This is a genomic window from Bacillus sp. UMB0893, assembly GCF_002858905.1.
Classification (GTDB): domain Bacteria; phylum Bacillota; class Bacilli; order Bacillales; family Bacillaceae; genus Bacillus_P.
In genome coordinates, this window is the sequence record NZ_PKLB01000003.1 from 160,516 (window position 1) to 175,426 (window position 14,911).

At 40.3% G+C, this 14,911-nt stretch carries 15 protein-coding genes; 1 reads left to right on the top strand and 14 read right to left on the bottom strand.

The annotated features are described in order from the left end of the window. Positions 1-62: 62 nt before the first annotated feature. The 8 genes from CYJ36_RS08710 to rpsU all read right to left on the bottom strand — a co-directional run bounded on the left by CYJ36_RS08710 (position 63) and on the right by rpsU (position 6,181). Positions 63-1,022 carry a PhoH family protein gene (locus CYJ36_RS08710; protein ID WP_101566844.1) on the bottom strand — a complete coding sequence of 320 codons (960 nt, stop codon included), beginning with the start codon at positions 1,020-1,022 and terminating at the stop codon, positions 63-65. Positions 1,023-1,025: 3 nt separating this feature from the next. Further along, positions 1,026-2,210 carry a sporulation protein YqfD gene (yqfD, locus tag CYJ36_RS08715; RefSeq protein ID WP_101566846.1) on the bottom strand — a complete coding sequence of 395 codons (1,185 nt, stop codon included), beginning with the start codon at positions 2,208-2,210 and terminating at the stop codon, positions 1,026-1,028. A gap of 15 nt (positions 2,211-2,225) precedes the next feature. Next, positions 2,226-2,513, bottom strand: a complete 288-nt coding sequence (yqfC, locus tag CYJ36_RS08720; protein ID WP_101566848.1) for a sporulation protein YqfC — start codon at positions 2,511-2,513, stop codon at positions 2,226-2,228. A gap of 68 nt (positions 2,514-2,581) precedes the next feature. After that, positions 2,582-3,028: a hypothetical protein gene (locus CYJ36_RS08725; RefSeq protein WP_101566850.1), complete on the bottom strand. Its 447-nt coding sequence runs from the start codon at positions 3,026-3,028 to the stop codon at positions 2,582-2,584. 39 nt (positions 3,029-3,067) lie between these two features. Further along, complete coding sequence (floA, locus tag CYJ36_RS08730) at positions 3,068-4,060, bottom strand: flotillin-like protein FloA (RefSeq protein WP_101566852.1); 993 nt, start codon at positions 4,058-4,060, stop codon at positions 3,068-3,070. Positions 4,061-4,076: 16 nt separating this feature from the next. Further along, complete coding sequence (locus tag CYJ36_RS08735; protein ID WP_441296221.1) at positions 4,077-5,405, bottom strand: NfeD family protein; 1,329 nt, start codon at positions 5,403-5,405, stop codon at positions 4,077-4,079. 142 nt (positions 5,406-5,547) lie between these two features. Next, entirely contained in the window at positions 5,548-5,994 is a 447-nt protein-coding gene (locus tag CYJ36_RS08740) for a GatB/YqeY domain-containing protein (protein WP_101566854.1), read from the bottom strand. A gap of 13 nt (positions 5,995-6,007) precedes the next feature. Then, positions 6,008-6,181 (bottom strand): 30S ribosomal protein S21, encoded by a 174-nt coding sequence (gene rpsU / locus CYJ36_RS08745; RefSeq protein ID WP_015595024.1) that lies wholly within the window; start codon positions 6,179-6,181, stop codon positions 6,008-6,010. 279 nt (positions 6,182-6,460) lie between these two features. On the opposite strand from rpsU, the gene CYJ36_RS08750 reads away from it, so the two are divergent. Then, positions 6,461-7,414 (top strand): Na/Pi symporter, encoded by a 954-nt coding sequence (locus CYJ36_RS08750; RefSeq protein WP_101566856.1) that lies wholly within the window; start codon positions 6,461-6,463, stop codon positions 7,412-7,414. Between the two features lie 100 nt (positions 7,415-7,514). On the opposite strand, the gene deoC is transcribed toward CYJ36_RS08750, so the two are convergent. From deoC to dnaK, 6 genes are all read right to left on the bottom strand, one after another. After that, positions 7,515-8,186, bottom strand: a complete 672-nt coding sequence (deoC, locus tag CYJ36_RS08755) for a deoxyribose-phosphate aldolase (protein WP_101566858.1) — start codon at positions 8,184-8,186, stop codon at positions 7,515-7,517. Positions 8,187-8,378: 192 nt separating this feature from the next. After that, positions 8,379-9,737, bottom strand: a complete 1,359-nt coding sequence (gene mtaB / locus CYJ36_RS08760) for a tRNA (N(6)-L-threonylcarbamoyladenosine(37)-C(2))-methylthiotransferase MtaB (RefSeq protein WP_101566860.1) — start codon at positions 9,735-9,737, stop codon at positions 8,379-8,381. 5 nt (positions 9,738-9,742) lie between these two features. Next, the gene (locus CYJ36_RS08765; protein WP_101566862.1) at positions 9,743-10,498 is read right to left on the bottom strand and encodes a 16S rRNA (uracil(1498)-N(3))-methyltransferase; all 756 of its coding nucleotides are present in this window, start codon (positions 10,496-10,498) and stop codon (positions 9,743-9,745) included. Between the two features lie 112 nt (positions 10,499-10,610). Then, on the bottom strand, positions 10,611-11,549 hold the full coding sequence (gene prmA / locus CYJ36_RS08770; RefSeq protein ID WP_101566864.1) for a 50S ribosomal protein L11 methyltransferase: 939 nt from the start codon (positions 11,547-11,549) through the stop codon (positions 10,611-10,613). Between the two features lie 20 nt (positions 11,550-11,569). Next, the gene (gene dnaJ, locus CYJ36_RS08775; RefSeq protein WP_101566866.1) at positions 11,570-12,685 is read right to left on the bottom strand and encodes a molecular chaperone DnaJ; all 1,116 of its coding nucleotides are present in this window, start codon (positions 12,683-12,685) and stop codon (positions 11,570-11,572) included. A 396-nt stretch (positions 12,686-13,081) separates the two neighbouring features. Further along, positions 13,082-14,902, bottom strand: coding sequence for a molecular chaperone DnaK (gene dnaK, locus CYJ36_RS08780; RefSeq protein WP_101566868.1), 1,821 nt, complete (start codon positions 14,900-14,902; stop codon positions 13,082-13,084). Positions 14,903-14,911 lie beyond the last annotated feature (9 nt).

Genomic DNA, 14,911 nt, shown 5'->3' on the forward strand with positions numbered 1-14,911 from the left:
ATCCAATTTTGGCAGTAAGTTACTAAAAAAGAAAAAAAGCGACCCGAAATCGGGCTGTCGGGTCACTTTGTCTGATCATATGCTTCGATGATTTTCGCAACCAGCGGGTGGCGAACAACATCTGATTGCTGCAGTTCATTAAATGCTATGCCGTTTACAGATTGCAGTGTTTCTTTAGCAACTGCAAGTCCTGATTTAACGCCTTTTGGCAAGTCTACCTGTGTGATATCACCTGTAATAACCATTCTTGAGCCAAAGCCAAGCCTTGTCAAAAACATTTTCATTTGAGCAGGTGTCGTATTCTGAGCTTCGTCTAGAATAACAAATGCATCATCAAGCGTTCTTCCTCTCATATAGGCAAGAGGAGCGATTTCAATCGTACCTCGTTCAATTAAACGCTGGGTGTGCTCCATCCCAAGAACATCATGCAATGCGTCGTAAAGAGGGCGCAAGTAAGGATCGACCTTTTCTTTCAAATCACCTGGAAGGAAACCAAGACTTTCTCCAGCTTCAACTGCCGGCCTCGTTAAAATGATTTTTTTGATTTGATTATTCTTTAATGCGCTTACTGCCATGACCACAGCTAAATAAGTTTTTCCAGTTCCAGCCGGACCAATGCCAAATACAAGATCTTTATTCCTGATCGAAGAAATATAATGTCTTTGGCCAAGTGTTTTCACACGTATTGATTTTCCGCGCGCATCTTTGCTGATTTCATCTACATACAATGCTTCAAATTCATCCAGTTTCAATTGTTTCGCCATTTCAATTCCATAAATGACGTCTCTCTCACTAACTGAAATACCTTTTCGGATAAGGACCAGCAGTGATGTTAATACGTCATCTACTAATTGCACACTTTCAGAATCACCTGATACGTAAACCGCTTCGCCTCTTGTCACAATTGAGACGTTCAGTTCATCTTCCATTCGCTTGAGGTGTGCATCATTGTTTCCAAATAAAGCAACCGCTTCATTTGGATTCTCTAATTGCTGATTTATCGTAACTAGTTCTTCTGGCATTCTTTAATCTCCCTGAACAATTGGTGTTGTTTTTACGATATTTTCTATAACTTGGTAGAGCACTATTAGTTTTACTTTACCATTCTCACTCGATTGGTGCAAAACTTTTTGACCCTTTATTTCAGCTTCATCTCCTAATTTCTGCTGAAGTTCTTTTTTTCCATCGTTTAGTGCGGCTTCCTTTGCTTCATTGATGGAGTAGCTTCGTTTAACGACTTCTTTTTCACGATAAATTTCTTTTACGTATCCGAGAGGCAAGCTCCATTTTAAAAATTTTACAGTCCTCACATCGTCCTCCATTTCAAACGACGGAAATATCTCCTGATTAAATCCCCAAAACGGAACATGAAATGATCCCAGTTTTAAATAATACTTACGTTTATCTTTTCCAGAAAACACATTAAAAGTCGTCTCAATCGGTTTAATTACTTCTGCCCGGTACCACGTTTCACCGAATATCTCGGCTTTTGCTGCGACCTTTTGCTGGTTTTTCTCATTTCCGATAAAACCTGAAACAAGAATCTGCCCTTCACGTACATGTTCATGAATCGTTACAGCAGGCTGTCCTTGTTCCACGTACATTTTAGTGATAATTGCTTTTTTCTTCGAAACGATGTGCTGAGGACCTGATAGCGTTATTTTTTCAGGCTCGTTTTTTTCCACAACCTCCAGATGATAATTTGTCCCTATCAATTCCACCCCAACCCATGTGAGCTCTTGGATGTTGTTCGTAAGCTTCCGCTGTATCGTATCAGGATCATCAATAAAAAACTGCAGTTTCCCAACTTTTACTCCCATTGCATCAAGCTCTTTCTTGATTAAATGCTCTGTGCTGGGCTTGGCCCCTTTAATATCAATTCCCCATACCATGTTAGACAATAAGAGGATCACGATAAAAAACAGCCCGAAACCAATAATAAATCCGCTGTTCTTCAAGGATCTTTGAATAAGAAAAGGTAAGCCTGCCTTACGCTTCAAGTAGCATTTGCATTCATTTTTCCTTGCTACGGAACGGATGGCATGTACATCTTTAAGCCGAATAAAAAAAGAGAGTGACTCCTCTTCTCTTCGTACATTCCAAACGGGTATATCGTTTCTGATGCAGTCATTAATAAACCTTTCCATCCCTTTGCCGCGAATTGTCACTTTTACAATACCGTAAAAGAAATTGATCCATTGGTTTTTCATATCCCATCCTCCTATTCACGATTGATCCAAATAATTGACCTGGTCGATTTTTCCCTGCAGAAGGATTTCTTCCGGCAAAATCGTTTTTATTACAAAGGCTTCTCCTTTAATTTGAAGCTGACCCTGTTTCAGCAAAAGCCGCAGTTCATTCTCTGTAAAGGTGAGCAGCCCTCTATGATTTTCAATATAAATATGTATTTGGCCGATCATCGTGATACGGGGAAGATCCATCATGACATCCTGGGGTATTTCTACTGTTCTTGAGATCAACTCAGCAAGTTGCCTGCGCCATTTTTTTGCCATAAAAAAGAACCCCCTCTCATCTCATATGTATGAGTGGAAAGGGGGTTCTAACACTTCTTTTTTAACGCTTACCTTTTTGTTCTGGAATGCGGCTTTTTGGATCTCGGAGGACCGAGAATTTCGCTCCAAATGAAGCCTTGAACGGCATTTTCTCTATTTATTGCTGCGCTTGTTTTCTGTCGTTTGTGCAGACTGCTTTTTGGTTCAATTTGATTTGTTAATTGATTTTCATTTATTGCTGAGCCAATTTCAGCGCCAAGTTCACTGATGTCTTTTTTTGCTGAGTGATACCTCGATTCAATGGTCTCAATAGCATCCTTCATGCTTTCGTGATGAACAGGCTTTTTCACGTTTTCGTCGTTTGAAGGAAGTGAGACAGTTTCAGCGGATGATTGTTTTTCTTTCTGTCTGCGCTGTTTTTTTTCCTTTCCTTTCTTGCCGAATAAGGATGACAGAACAAAAATGAAACCAGCAACAACTAAAGGATTACTCAGAATAAAGTCGATGATCTCCATGTTTCAGCCCCCTCCTTAGTGTGAGAATGAGAGCTTATATTATTTATTGTCATGTTCCGGCTGATCTTTTGAAAGCTTTCCAATCGAATCTCTCATACCTGTATCCGCATTGATGTTTTCAAAATTCATATAGTCCATCACACCGATTTTGCCGTTCCGCAAAGCTTCTGCCATTGCGAGTGGAACGGTTGCTTCTGCTTCAACTACTTTCGCTCTCATTTCTTGTGTTTTTGCGTTCATTTCCTGTTCCAGCGCCACAGCCATTGCACGGCGTTCTTCCGCTTTTGCCTGTGCAATTTTCTTGTCAGCCTCAGCTTGATCTGTTTGTAGAATCGCACCAATATTTTTGCCGATATCAACATCAGCAATATCGATCGACAGAATTTCAAATGCAGTTCCTGAATCTAACCCTTTATTTAAAACGGTTTGTGAAATCATATCTGGATTCTCAAGCACTTTTTTATGGTTATTCGAGGAACCGATTGTACTGACAATCCCTTCACCTACACGCGCAATAATCGTTTCTTCGCCTGCACCGCCGACTAAGCGTTCAATATTTGCACGCACGGTAATACGGGCTTTTGCCTTAACCTCAATTCCGTCCATTGCAACACCCGCGATGAATGGCGTTTCAATGACTTTAGGATTAACGCTCATTTGAACAGCTTCTAAAACATCACGCCCAGCTAAATCAATTGCCGCACATCGCTCAAATGATAGCTCAATATTCGCACGCTCAGCAGCAATTAAGGCATTGACCACACGATCAACGTTCCCTCCTGCTAAATAATGGCTTTCAAGCTGATTGATTGTGACACCAAGTCCAGCTTTATGTGCTTTAATTAATGGATTTATAATTCTATTTGGGCTTACTCGGCGCAGCCTCATTCCGATTAACGTGAAAATACTGATCCTTACACCTGCTGCAAGCGCGGAAATCCACAGTGTGATCGGTACAAACGTAAATAAAACACCCAGCAAAATAACTCCAATGACCACTAAACCTAATGTTAAAAGCAATGATGGATCCATACTTTTCCTCCTTGTATTAAAGGATCTCTCTTACAACAACACGAGAGCCTTCAACTTTAACGATTTTAACTTTCTGATCCTTCTTGATATATGTTCCTTCTGTTACAGCATCAATCCGTTCATCGTCTATCAAGGCTGTGCCTGACGGTCTCATTGATGTCAGTGCTATCCCTGTTTTTCCGATTAGCTCCAATCGATTCCGATTCGAAACATACCCGCTTTCAGTATTTGCAGAATCACGCAAGATCAGTTTTTTAAATATATTCATACGTTTTCCAAACACCTTTACAAAAATGATGGCTGCCGAAATGGCAACAAGAAATGCTACAACTAATGAAAATGCCATATAGCCAATATCATCAGTTGCAATAAAGAAGCTTAAGAGGATTGCTCCAAATCCAATAAAGCCGATGATTCCGCCAGGGACAAAAATTTCCGCAAATACTAGAATTAATCCAACTATGAAGAGAATGACTGTTTCAAGTCCTGCAAGTCCAGCAATATAATGGCCGTAAAAGAATAAAAACAGTGAGGTTAATCCCATAAATCCTGGAAGGCCAAACCCCGGAGTATATAATTCTACAATCAGGCCAAGACTTCCAATCGATAACAAAATAGGAATGACAATCGGATTGGTCACAAATCTAGCTACTTTTTCCGCAAAACTTACTTCAATATCTATGACTTCAGCATCATTTAATTTTAAAGCTGATAAAAGACTGTCCAGATTATCAGCAACGCCCTCTGCATATCCTACATCCCTTGCCTGATCAGAATTGAGAGTCAATAAATCTCCTTTGCCGGCACCAAGCTCCGGTAGATCAACATCAGGATCTGCCATAGCTAACGCGTATTTTGAATCCCTGCCATTTTGTTCTGCAGATTCCTTCATTTCAGCAAGCCAGAGCGATTCAGCTTTTTTATCAGCCGTATTGCCCTCTAAATCAATGATTGCTGCAGAACCCATCTTAGCGCCTGGAACCATGTAGATCAGATCTGCATTAAGTGCAATGTATGCTCCTGCTGATAGTGCTCTTTTGTCAATAAAAGCGGTTACCGGGATGTCTGAAGCTCTAATGGTATCCGCAATTTCCAAGGCTGCATCTACTGCACCTCCAGGAGTATTTATATCCAGAATAATGTGGTCAGCCTTTTCTGCTTTTGCTTCTTCAAACGACCTTTTAATAAATTGTGATAATCCCTTTTCAACTGTTTCTTCTATAGGAATGACTGCTACTTTGTCAGAAGCATTTTTCGCTTCAGGCATGTAGGCACCGCCAAACAGCGAAAGAAACAAAACTACTCCCAGGGCAATATGAAATAGACTATTTTTCTTTACCGTCAATTGTGTCTTAAGCCCCCCTTCTCTAAAGGTTATCAGTAATACGTTTCATGTTAAGTATAAGTTTCAAATTAAGGAAAAATTCTTAAAGAGAAAATTGAATATAAAAACACCTTGTTCAAATGAACAAGGTGTTTTCCGTTTTTTATGATAGCTGTCCAGCTACAGTTTTATTGACCAGCGCACCATCAGCCTTACCTTTAACCTTAGGCATGATTGCAGCCATAACTTTTCCCATGTCTGCTTTTGAAGACGCATTTACTTCTGCAATTGTTTCTTTCACAATTGTAAGAAGCTGTTCTTCAGAAAGCTGTTCAGGCATGTAAACCGTTAAGATGTCAAGTTCAGCCTGTGTCTTTTCAACTAAATCTAAGCGATCAGCCTTACTGAATTCCTGGAGGGAGTCTTTACGTTGCTTTAATTCGCGAGAAAACACAGTCAGTTCCTCTTCAGCAGACAACTCCTGTTTACCCAGCTTGATGCCTTCATTTTGTAATGAGGCTTTCACCATGCGGATAACAGCCAGTTTGTCCTTCTCTTTGTTCTTCATCGCTTGTTTCATATCTTGATTCAAACGCTCAAGAAGACTCATAAATCCACCCTCTTTAGAATTTGCGTTTTCTAGCAGCTTCAGACTTTTTCTTACGTTTTACGCTAGGTTTTTCATAGAATTCGCGCTTTCTTGCTTCTTGTATAGTACCGCTTTTTGATACTGTACGTTTGAAGCGACGAAGAGCGTCCTCAAGCGACTCGTTTTTACGAACGACCGTTTTTGACATTCTTATTCCCTCCCTCCGAATACAACCAATCGACATCTTCTGTTTATTAAACATGTTTCAAGAAAACATGTACTTTGCAATTATAATATAACGTTTCACAGAGGTCAACTTATATAAGAAAAAGTTCGCAACTTCGTTCGTTTGCAGAACAAAAATACTGGAGCTGTACGAAGATACCCTTATTTCGTTTTCACTTTTTATTAAACTTGCTGATAAATTTTTAAAAAGAAGCATTCTATAAGCCGCTTGTCCATATAGTTTGTAAGAAGAGGTGATTAAATGGAGGCTGCAGGCTTATTCACGCTCTATTTAGCGGTTTTTTTAGCGGGAATGTTTACGCTGAAAAAAGGACTTGCGATTTTATCCGGCCATGCAATGAGAAGCTGGATCTATGCTTGCATTAATCATCCAGTTAAAGCATTCATGGCAGGCATCCTATTTACAGGTATTCTTCAAAGCAGTTCAGCGGTCATGGTTATCGTCATTGGACTTGTTTCAGCAGGTGTCATTTCGTTCAAACAGACGATTGGAATTATCCTTGGGACGAATATTGGCTCTACTTTTACAACACAGTTAATTACGTTAGATATCGGATCACTTATGATTCCGCTCTTCATAATTGGGTTCATTTGTTTTTTTGGCGGTATTCTTTTGAAAAAAGAATTGCTGATTCGAATGTGTGCTGTATTTTTCGGCCTAGGTTCCTTGTTTTTAGCGATGTCAGGGTTTGGGCAATTAGCCGAACCATTATCGAAGATGCAGCTTGTCAGTGAATTATTGCTGTACACAAACGAACATGCTTTGGCTGGAGTATTTAGCGGTACCGTTTTGACCGCCATCATTCATTCGAGTGCGGCAACCGTTGGAATCATTATGAGTTTTTTAAACGCAGATATTTTGAGCCTCAGTGCTGGAATAGCTTATGTGCTAGGTGCGAATATCGGCACTTGCATAACTGGGCTGATGGCTGCTGCCGGCGCCAATCAAGAAGCAAAACTGACAGCTTATTCTCATGTCTGGGTAAATATTATAGGCGTTGCCGTATTTTATCCATTCATTTCTTACTTTAGCTCATTAGCTGAACAACTCTCTTCTCATCCAGATGTTCAGCTTGCTCATTTCAGCTTGATTTTCAATGTGATTAGTTCACTGGCATTGTTGCCTTTTGCTAATGCTTTTGGCAGCTTTGTAGAGGCTTTTTCAGCTTTATTTAACAGAGGCGGACAATCTTAGTATTCATTTTAAAAACTTGATGGAACGTATTCTTTTATCAGCTTCAATGGTTTAATCAAAAAAGACTGCCAAAAAATCGGCAGTCTTTTTAATTTATCTATTAATAATCGGAGTTAGATTCTTCACCTTTAACGATAGAAATTCCAGCGCTTGCACCGATGCGTGTTGCACCAGCTTCAACCATCGCTAAAGCCCCAGCACGATCACGTACTCCTCCAGAAGCTTTTACGCCAAGAACTGGTCCTACTGTTTTACGCATAAGTGCGATATCTTCAACAGTTGCTCCGCCAGTGGAGAAACCAGTAGATGTTTTAACGAAATCTGCACCAGCTTTAACAGATAGTTCGCAAGCTCTTACTTTTTCTTCTTCAGTTAAAAGCGATGCTTCGATAATCACTTTCGTAAGCGCTTTTCCTTTAGCTGCATCAACAACAGCACGGATGTCACGTTCCACTAACTCATCATTTTTGTCTTTTAATGCGCCGATATTAATAACCATATCAACTTCTGTTGCGCCTTTTGCAATAGCATCCTTTGTTTCAAATGCTTTTGTTTCCACTGTAGTAGCTCCAAGCGGGAAACCGATAACAGTACAAACTTTAACATCTGTACCTTTTAATAAAGCAGCTGCATTTTCAACCCAAGTTGGATTTACACAAACAGATGCGAATTTATATTCCTTAGCTTCTGCACATAAAGCTTCAATTTGAGCCTTTGTTGTTTCTGGTTTTAATGCTGTATGGTCAATCATACTGCCAATATTTACTGACATATGTAGTACCCCTTTTCCAATTAATTAGTCGTCTGACCTCTTACATCTTAACATTTTTCTAAAAAAAATACGAGTACAAAGTTAATTTACACCAGCAAAAATATTCTAAACCATATTTCTTATAAATTGTCTTCATGCATGAATCTTCCAATGTGTTTTCGAAATGCAAAAAACCCGGTCGAATCGACCAGGTCAAGATGTTAAACGAATATTTTCTGGGATTGTTTCCTCATCCATGACACGTACAAATTGTCCTTCAGAGAAAGGATACCCTGATTTTGTTATTTTTACTTTGATAATTTTCCCGATCATTTCTTCTGAAGCCGGGAAAATCACTTTTAGATAATTATCTGTGTAGCCAACGTAGAGGCCGCTTTCAGGCTCTTCTTTATACAATTCTTCTGGAATAACCTCAAGAACTTCGTTTTCGTATGCTGATGCATACTCTTTTGCAAGCTGATCAGATAAAGCAATCAGCTTGTGAACGCGTTCGTTCTTAATTTCTTCATCCACCTGATCTTCCATTCTTGCAGCAGGCGTGCCTGTGCGTTTTGAATAAGGGAAGACGTGAAGCTCAGAGAATTGGTGCTCTTTAATAAAATTGTAGGTTTCCATAAATTCTTCTTCTGTTTCCCCAGGGAAACCAACGATAACATCAGAAGTGACAGCAAGACCCGGTAAAGCTTGCTTTAGACGTGTTAAACGCTCAGCAAAGAACTCCATCGTGTATTTGCGTCTCATTCTTTTCAGTACGGTATTTGAACCTGATTGAATCGGAATGTGCAAATGACGGACAATTTTATCTGATTGATCAAGAACTTCAATCACTTCGTCTGTAATCTGACTTGCTTCAATTGAAGAGATTCGGATGCGTTTTAAGCCGTGAACCTGAGAGTCGAGGTCACGAAGCAGCATCGCGAAGTTATAATCCTTCATGTCTTCACCGTAACCGCCAGTATGAATACCCGTTAATACGATTTCTTTATACCCTGCATCAACAAGCTGCTGTGCCTGCTTAATTACTTCTTTAGGATCACGTGATCGCATTAAGCCGCGTGCCCAAGGAATTATACAGAATGTGCAAAAGTTATTGCAGCCTTCTTGTATTTTTAACGACGCTCTTGTACGGTCTGTAAATGCAGGTACATCCAACTCTTCATATACTCGAGCCTTCATGATGTTGCTGACGCCATTAATCGGCTGTCTTTCATTCTTGAATTGCTCAATATAGTCAAGCATTTTCACACGGTCAGACGTACCGACAACGATGTCTACCCCAGGAATCGCCATGATTTCAGCTGGAGAGGTTTGAGCGTAACAGCCCGTTACGCATATAACGCCATCAGGATTTTTGCGGATTGCACGGCGAATGACCTGACGGCTTTTTTTGTCTCCAGTATTTGTTACTGTACATGTATTGATGACATAAACATCTGCTTTGCTTTCAAACTCAGACCGGTCGTAGCCTGCGTCTTTGAACAACTGCCAGATGGCTTCTGTTTCATAATGGTTCACTTTACAGCCAAGTGTATGAAATGCTACTGTTGGCATGATAATCACCTCGATAATTCAAAATTATAGGAGATCGCAGATAAAACATAAAGCGGAGCCGTTTCCGTCCTTAAAATTCTAGGCCCTAATCCGCATACGATAAAGTCCGTATCCGCAAGCTGTTTTATCTCTTCTTCTGTTAGTCCGCCCTCAGGTCCGAAAACGACTAGGATTGATTGTCCGGGAATGGCGGTATTTAATGCTTTTGCTAAATTTGAAAGTTCGTCCTTTTTAGCTGATTCTTCGTATGCAACAATCTTTAGATCGAATGATTTAGAAATTTCGAGCAGTTTATTCCATCCTGCTGGTTCATGGACTTCAGGAATCAGGTTTCGATAAGATTGTTCAGATGCTTCTTTCACAATCTTTCTCCAGCGCTCCACTTTTTTTGCTGCCTTTTTTGAATCAATCTTTACAACAGAACGAGCAGCATTAAAAGGGATAAACGAAGCAGCACCAAGTTCAGTGCCCTTTTGAAAAATCCATTCCAGCTTATCCCCTTTAGGCAGCCCGCTCGCAATCGTGACTGATACAGGAAGCTCATGATCAATATTCTGCCATTCAACGATTCTGCATAATATAGAATCTTCATTAACTTCTTCTATTTCACATTGGGCCGCTTGTCCATCTGATGTACAGCAAATCAGGCTGCTGCCCGGCTTCATACGCATAACACGGGAGATGTGATGAACATCGTCTCCCGTGATTGTAATTTCGGATGTTAAGGTCTCTTTTTTTTCTTTGATAAAATAACGCTGCACAGTTGAGCACCTCTTATTATTAGGCTATTTTAACATTAATTGCTGATTTTCATAATGGCCTAATGCTTGAGCGCCATAAATCAGATAATCATCGATCTTTTTTCAAAAAAGCCTATTTTTTTCTTGCGATAAAAGCAACCCAGTCCTCCATGACTACCGTTTCTTCAATCTCAAACCCAGCCTCTATCAGTCCATCTTTGACTTCAGCCTTTTTATTAAGAATGATCCCAGAAGTTATGAAAAGACCGCCTTGTTTCAAGATTTGATTCGCATTCTGGACGAATCGCAGAATGACCTCAGCCAAAATGTTAGCAACAACAACATCTACCGGACCTTCTACTCCGTTTAAAAGATTATTCTGTGAAACGGAAACGGTCTGATTTACTTTATTTAACTTCGTATTTATACGTGCACTTTCAACAGCAACAGGATCCAAATCAAGTGCTGCGACATGCTTTGCTCCAAGCATAGCTGAGGCAATGCTTAGAACGCCAGAACCTGTTCCGACATCAACAACTTGATCATTTTCTTTAACAGAACGTTCAAGTGCTTGAATACATAAGACCGTTGTAGGATGAGTTCCTGTTCCAAAGGCCATTCCGGGATCCAGTTCGATTATTAGTTCATCTGAATGAACCGGTGTATAGGTTTCCCATGTCGGAACAATAGTAAAACGCTCTGATATTTTCACAGGATGATAATACTTTTTCCATGCAGTAGCCCATTCTTCCTCATTTACTTCACTGATGGACATATCGTTTTTCCCAAGATCAATATCATGAATGAGCAGATTGTTAATTGCTTCTTTTATCTCTTCAACTGTTTCTCCAAGGAAGCTGTTTACCGGCAAATATGCTTTTATAATAACACCTTCGTCAGGATAATCATCAGAATTGAGGTGGTAGATTTCTCCATACACACTTTCGCGTTCTTTTAATAGATCCATTTGATCTTCAATGACGACGCCGCTTGCTCCAGCTTCGTGCAAGATATTTGATATTGGCTCTACTGCTTCTTGTGTTGTATGAATACTAAATTCAGACCATTTCATTCTACCAGCTCCACTTCTGTTTATTCACCCTTAAAGGCGCGTTTTACTTTATCAAAGAAGCTTTCTTCATGTTCATCAGGCAAGCCTCCGCTGATTTCTGCAAAATCACGCAATAATTCCTTTTGTTTTTCGGTTATGTTGGTAGGTGTAAGTACACGTACGATGATATGCTGATCACCTTGGCCATAGCCTCTTACGTTTGCTACACCTTTTCCCTTCATACGGAATTTAGTGCCTGTTTGCGTTCCCGCCGGCACTTTAAGCTTCACTTTTCCATGTAATGTTGGCACTTCGATTTCATCACCCAAAGCAGCCTGGGCAAACGTTAATGGCATTTCACAGTAAATATCGTCTCCATCGCGCTCAAAGAACTCATGTGATCGAACTTGGAAAACGACATAAAGATCACCGCTCGGTCCGCCATTAAATCCTGGTTCTCCTTGTCCGGAAACTCTCAGCTGCTGACCATCATCGACACCTGCAGGAATTTTAACTGAAATCTTTTTGCGTTTTTGAACTTTGCCTGCTCCGCCGCATGTGGAACATTTATGCTTGATCATTTTGCCTGTTCCGCTGCAATGATTACATACACGACGGTTGACAATTCTTCCGAATGGTGTGTTTTGTTCAACATTCAGCTGACCTGATCCGTTACAATGCTTACACGTTTCTGGCTTTGTCCCAGGTTTGGCTCCAGAACCATCACATGTATCACATGTTTCCTCACGCGGAATTTCAATTGTTGAATCTTTCCCAAAAACCGCTTCCTCAAATGAGAGAGTCATCGTATATTGAAGATCTGCTCCCTGGCGAGGTGCATTAGGATCCCTTCTTCTTCCTCCGCCGCCAAAAATGGAACTGAAAATATCGTCAAATCCAAAGCCGCCGCCGAAGTCAGAACCGCCAAAACCTTGGTTTGGATCTGTATGGCCAAACTGATCATATTGTGCACGCTTCTGATCATCTGTCAGTACTTCGTAAGCTTCTGAAATTTCTTTGAATTTATCGGTTGCATCTGGGTCTTTATTAATATCAGGATGGTATTGTTTTGAAAGCTTGCGGTACGCTTTTTTCATTTCATCCTTTGTCGCGCTCTTACTTACTCCAAGCACTTCATAGTAATCACGCTTGCTCATAATTTCTCACTCCCGAATTCTCACATAAAGTAAATTGTATCACTCGATTTAGCTCCATTGCAAGATTTTGTTTATGAATAGAAACTGTTTCCATACGAACAATCTATTCACTATTTTCTAAAAAGCTTTCCCCTTGTCTGAACAAAAGCACAGGCGACTTTGTCAGCCTGCTGCGAAAATAGGAATTTCACAGGGAAGGGCTTTATGCCTTCTCCGGGAATTTGTCTTTTTCACAGTGAGTTAGGCGCCTGAGCTGGACGGAGATCACTTTATTCCGATTTCCACAATCAATAAAAAAATTTATAGTTTCATAATTCATGAAAAAAAGCCAAAGTCAAGACAAGCCTGACTTTGACTTTCCTTTTGCGAAATGAAATGATCCATTTCCGCTATTATTTATTTTTTGTCGTCGTTTACTTCTTCATATTCAGCATCAACTACATTGTCATCCTGCTTCGCTTCGCCTTCAGCACCCTGTGCTTGCTTTGCAGCTTCTTCATACAATTTCATTGATAATTGCTGAACGATTTCTTGAAGCTCATCTTTTTTCGTTCTGATTTCTTCAAGTTCATTTTTCTCGATCGCGGCTTTTAAAGCATCTTTTGCTTCATTCGCTTTTGTTACGTCAGCTTCGTCTACTTTACCTTCAAGATCTTTTAACGTCTTTTCAGTCGTGAATACGAGCTGATCCGCTTCATTGCGAAGTTCCACTTCTTCTTTGCGCGCTTTGTCGGCATCTGCATTTTCTTCTGCTTCTTTTACCATGCGTTCGATTTCTTCATCACTTAAACCAGTAGATGATTTAATTGTGATTGTTTGTTCCTTATTCGTTCCCAAATCTTTTGCACGAACGTTAACAATTCCGTTTTTATCAATATCAAAGGATACTTCAATTTGCGGAACTCCGCGAGGTGCTGGAGGAATGTCCGTTAATTGGAAACGGCCTAACGTTTTATTGTCAGCTGACATTTGGCGTTCACCTTGAAGAACATGAATGTCTACAGCTGTTTGACTGTCAGCAGCTGTTGAGAATACTTGTGATTTACTTGTCGGAATTGTAGTGTTGCGATCGATCAATTTCGTGAACACGCCGCCCATTGTTTCAATTCCAAGTGAAAGTGGTGTTACGTCAAGTAAAACAACGTCTTTGACGTCACCTGTGATAACGCCGCCTTGAATGGCTGCTCCAAGTGCTACAACTTCGTCCGGGTTAACACCTTTTGACGGCTCTTGGCCAAGCTCTTTTTTGATTGTTTCTACAACAGCAGGGATACGAGTAGATCCGCCAACAAGGATTACTTTATCAATTTCATTTTTAGAAAGACCAGCATCTTTAAGCGCCTGGCGAACAGGACCCATTGTTCTTTCAACTAAATCAGAAGAAAGTTCTTCGAATTTTGCACGTGACAATGTTACTTCCAGATGAAGCGGTCCAGCCTCTCCAGCTGTGATAAATGGCAATGAAATTTGTGTGGAAGATACACCTGAAAGGTCTTTTTTAGCTTTCTCAGCAGCATCTTTTAAACGCTGAAGTGCCATTTTATCTTTTGAAAGATCGATGCCATTTTCTTTTCTGAATTCAGCCACTAGGTAATCAATGATAACTTGGTCAAAGTCATCTCCGCCAAGACGGTTGTCACCTGCAGTTGAACGTACTTCAAATACGCCATCTCCAAGTTCTAATACAGATACGTCAAACGTACCGCCGCCTAGATCATAAACAAGGATTGTTTGATCTTGGTCTGTTTTATCTAAACCGTAAGCAAGTGCTGCAGCAGTTGGCTCGTTGATAATACGTTCCACTTCAAGTCCTGCAATTTTACCTGCATCCTTTGTTGCCTGGCGTTCAGCATCGTTGAAGTAAGCTGGTACAGTAATGACAGCTTTTGTAACAGGCTCGCCTAAATAGTCTTCTGCATATGCTTTTAAGTGCTGAAGAATAATTGCAGAGATTTGCTGAGGAGTATTCTCCTTGCCTTCTACCTCTACTTTATAATCAGTTCCCATATGTCGTTTAATGGACATAATTGTGTTTGGATTTGTAATAGCCTGGCGTTTTGCAACTTCACCAACCTGGCGTTCGCCATTTTTAAATGCTACTACTGAAGGAGTTGTGCGGTTGCCTTCTGCATTTGGAATAACTTTAGGTTCTCCGCCTTCTAATACTGCAACACATGAGTTTGTTGTACCTAAATCGATGCCGATAATTTTCCCCATCGTAGAAAC

Excerpts from the sequence above, each read along its gene's own strand:
- CYJ36_RS08710 (WP_101566844.1), bottom strand. The coding sequence starts at position 1,022 with ATGCCAGAAGAACTAGTTACGATAAATCAGCAATTAGAGAATCCAAAT.
- yqfD (WP_101566846.1), bottom strand. The coding sequence starts at position 2,210 with ATGAAAAACCAATGGATCAATTTCTTTTACGGTATTGTAAAAGTGACA.
- yqfC (WP_101566848.1), bottom strand. The coding sequence starts at position 2,513 with ATGGCAAAAAAATGGCGCAGGCAACTTGCTGAGTTGATCTCAAGAACA.
- CYJ36_RS08725 (WP_101566850.1), bottom strand. The coding sequence starts at position 3,028 with ATGGAGATCATCGACTTTATTCTGAGTAATCCTTTAGTTGTTGCTGGT.
- floA (WP_101566852.1), bottom strand. The coding sequence starts at position 4,060 with ATGGATCCATCATTGCTTTTAACATTAGGTTTAGTGGTCATTGGAGTT.
- CYJ36_RS08740 (WP_101566854.1), bottom strand. The coding sequence starts at position 5,994 with ATGAGTCTTCTTGAGCGTTTGAATCAAGATATGAAACAAGCGATGAAG.
- rpsU (WP_015595024.1), bottom strand. The coding sequence starts at position 6,181 with ATGTCAAAAACGGTCGTTCGTAAAAACGAGTCGCTTGAGGACGCTCTT.
- CYJ36_RS08750 (WP_101566856.1), top strand. The coding sequence starts at position 6,461 with ATGGAGGCTGCAGGCTTATTCACGCTCTATTTAGCGGTTTTTTTAGCG.
- deoC (WP_101566858.1), bottom strand. The coding sequence starts at position 8,186 with ATGTCAGTAAATATTGGCAGTATGATTGACCATACAGCATTAAAACCA.
- mtaB (WP_101566860.1), bottom strand. The coding sequence starts at position 9,737 with ATGCCAACAGTAGCATTTCATACACTTGGCTGTAAAGTGAACCATTAT.
- prmA (WP_101566864.1), bottom strand. The coding sequence starts at position 11,549 with ATGAAATGGTCTGAATTTAGTATTCATACAACACAAGAAGCAGTAGAG.
- dnaJ (WP_101566866.1), bottom strand. The coding sequence starts at position 12,685 with ATGAGCAAGCGTGATTACTATGAAGTGCTTGGAGTAAGTAAGAGCGCG.
- dnaK (WP_101566868.1), bottom strand. The coding sequence starts at position 14,902 with ATGGGGAAAATTATCGGCATCGATTTAGGTACAACAAACTCATGTGTT.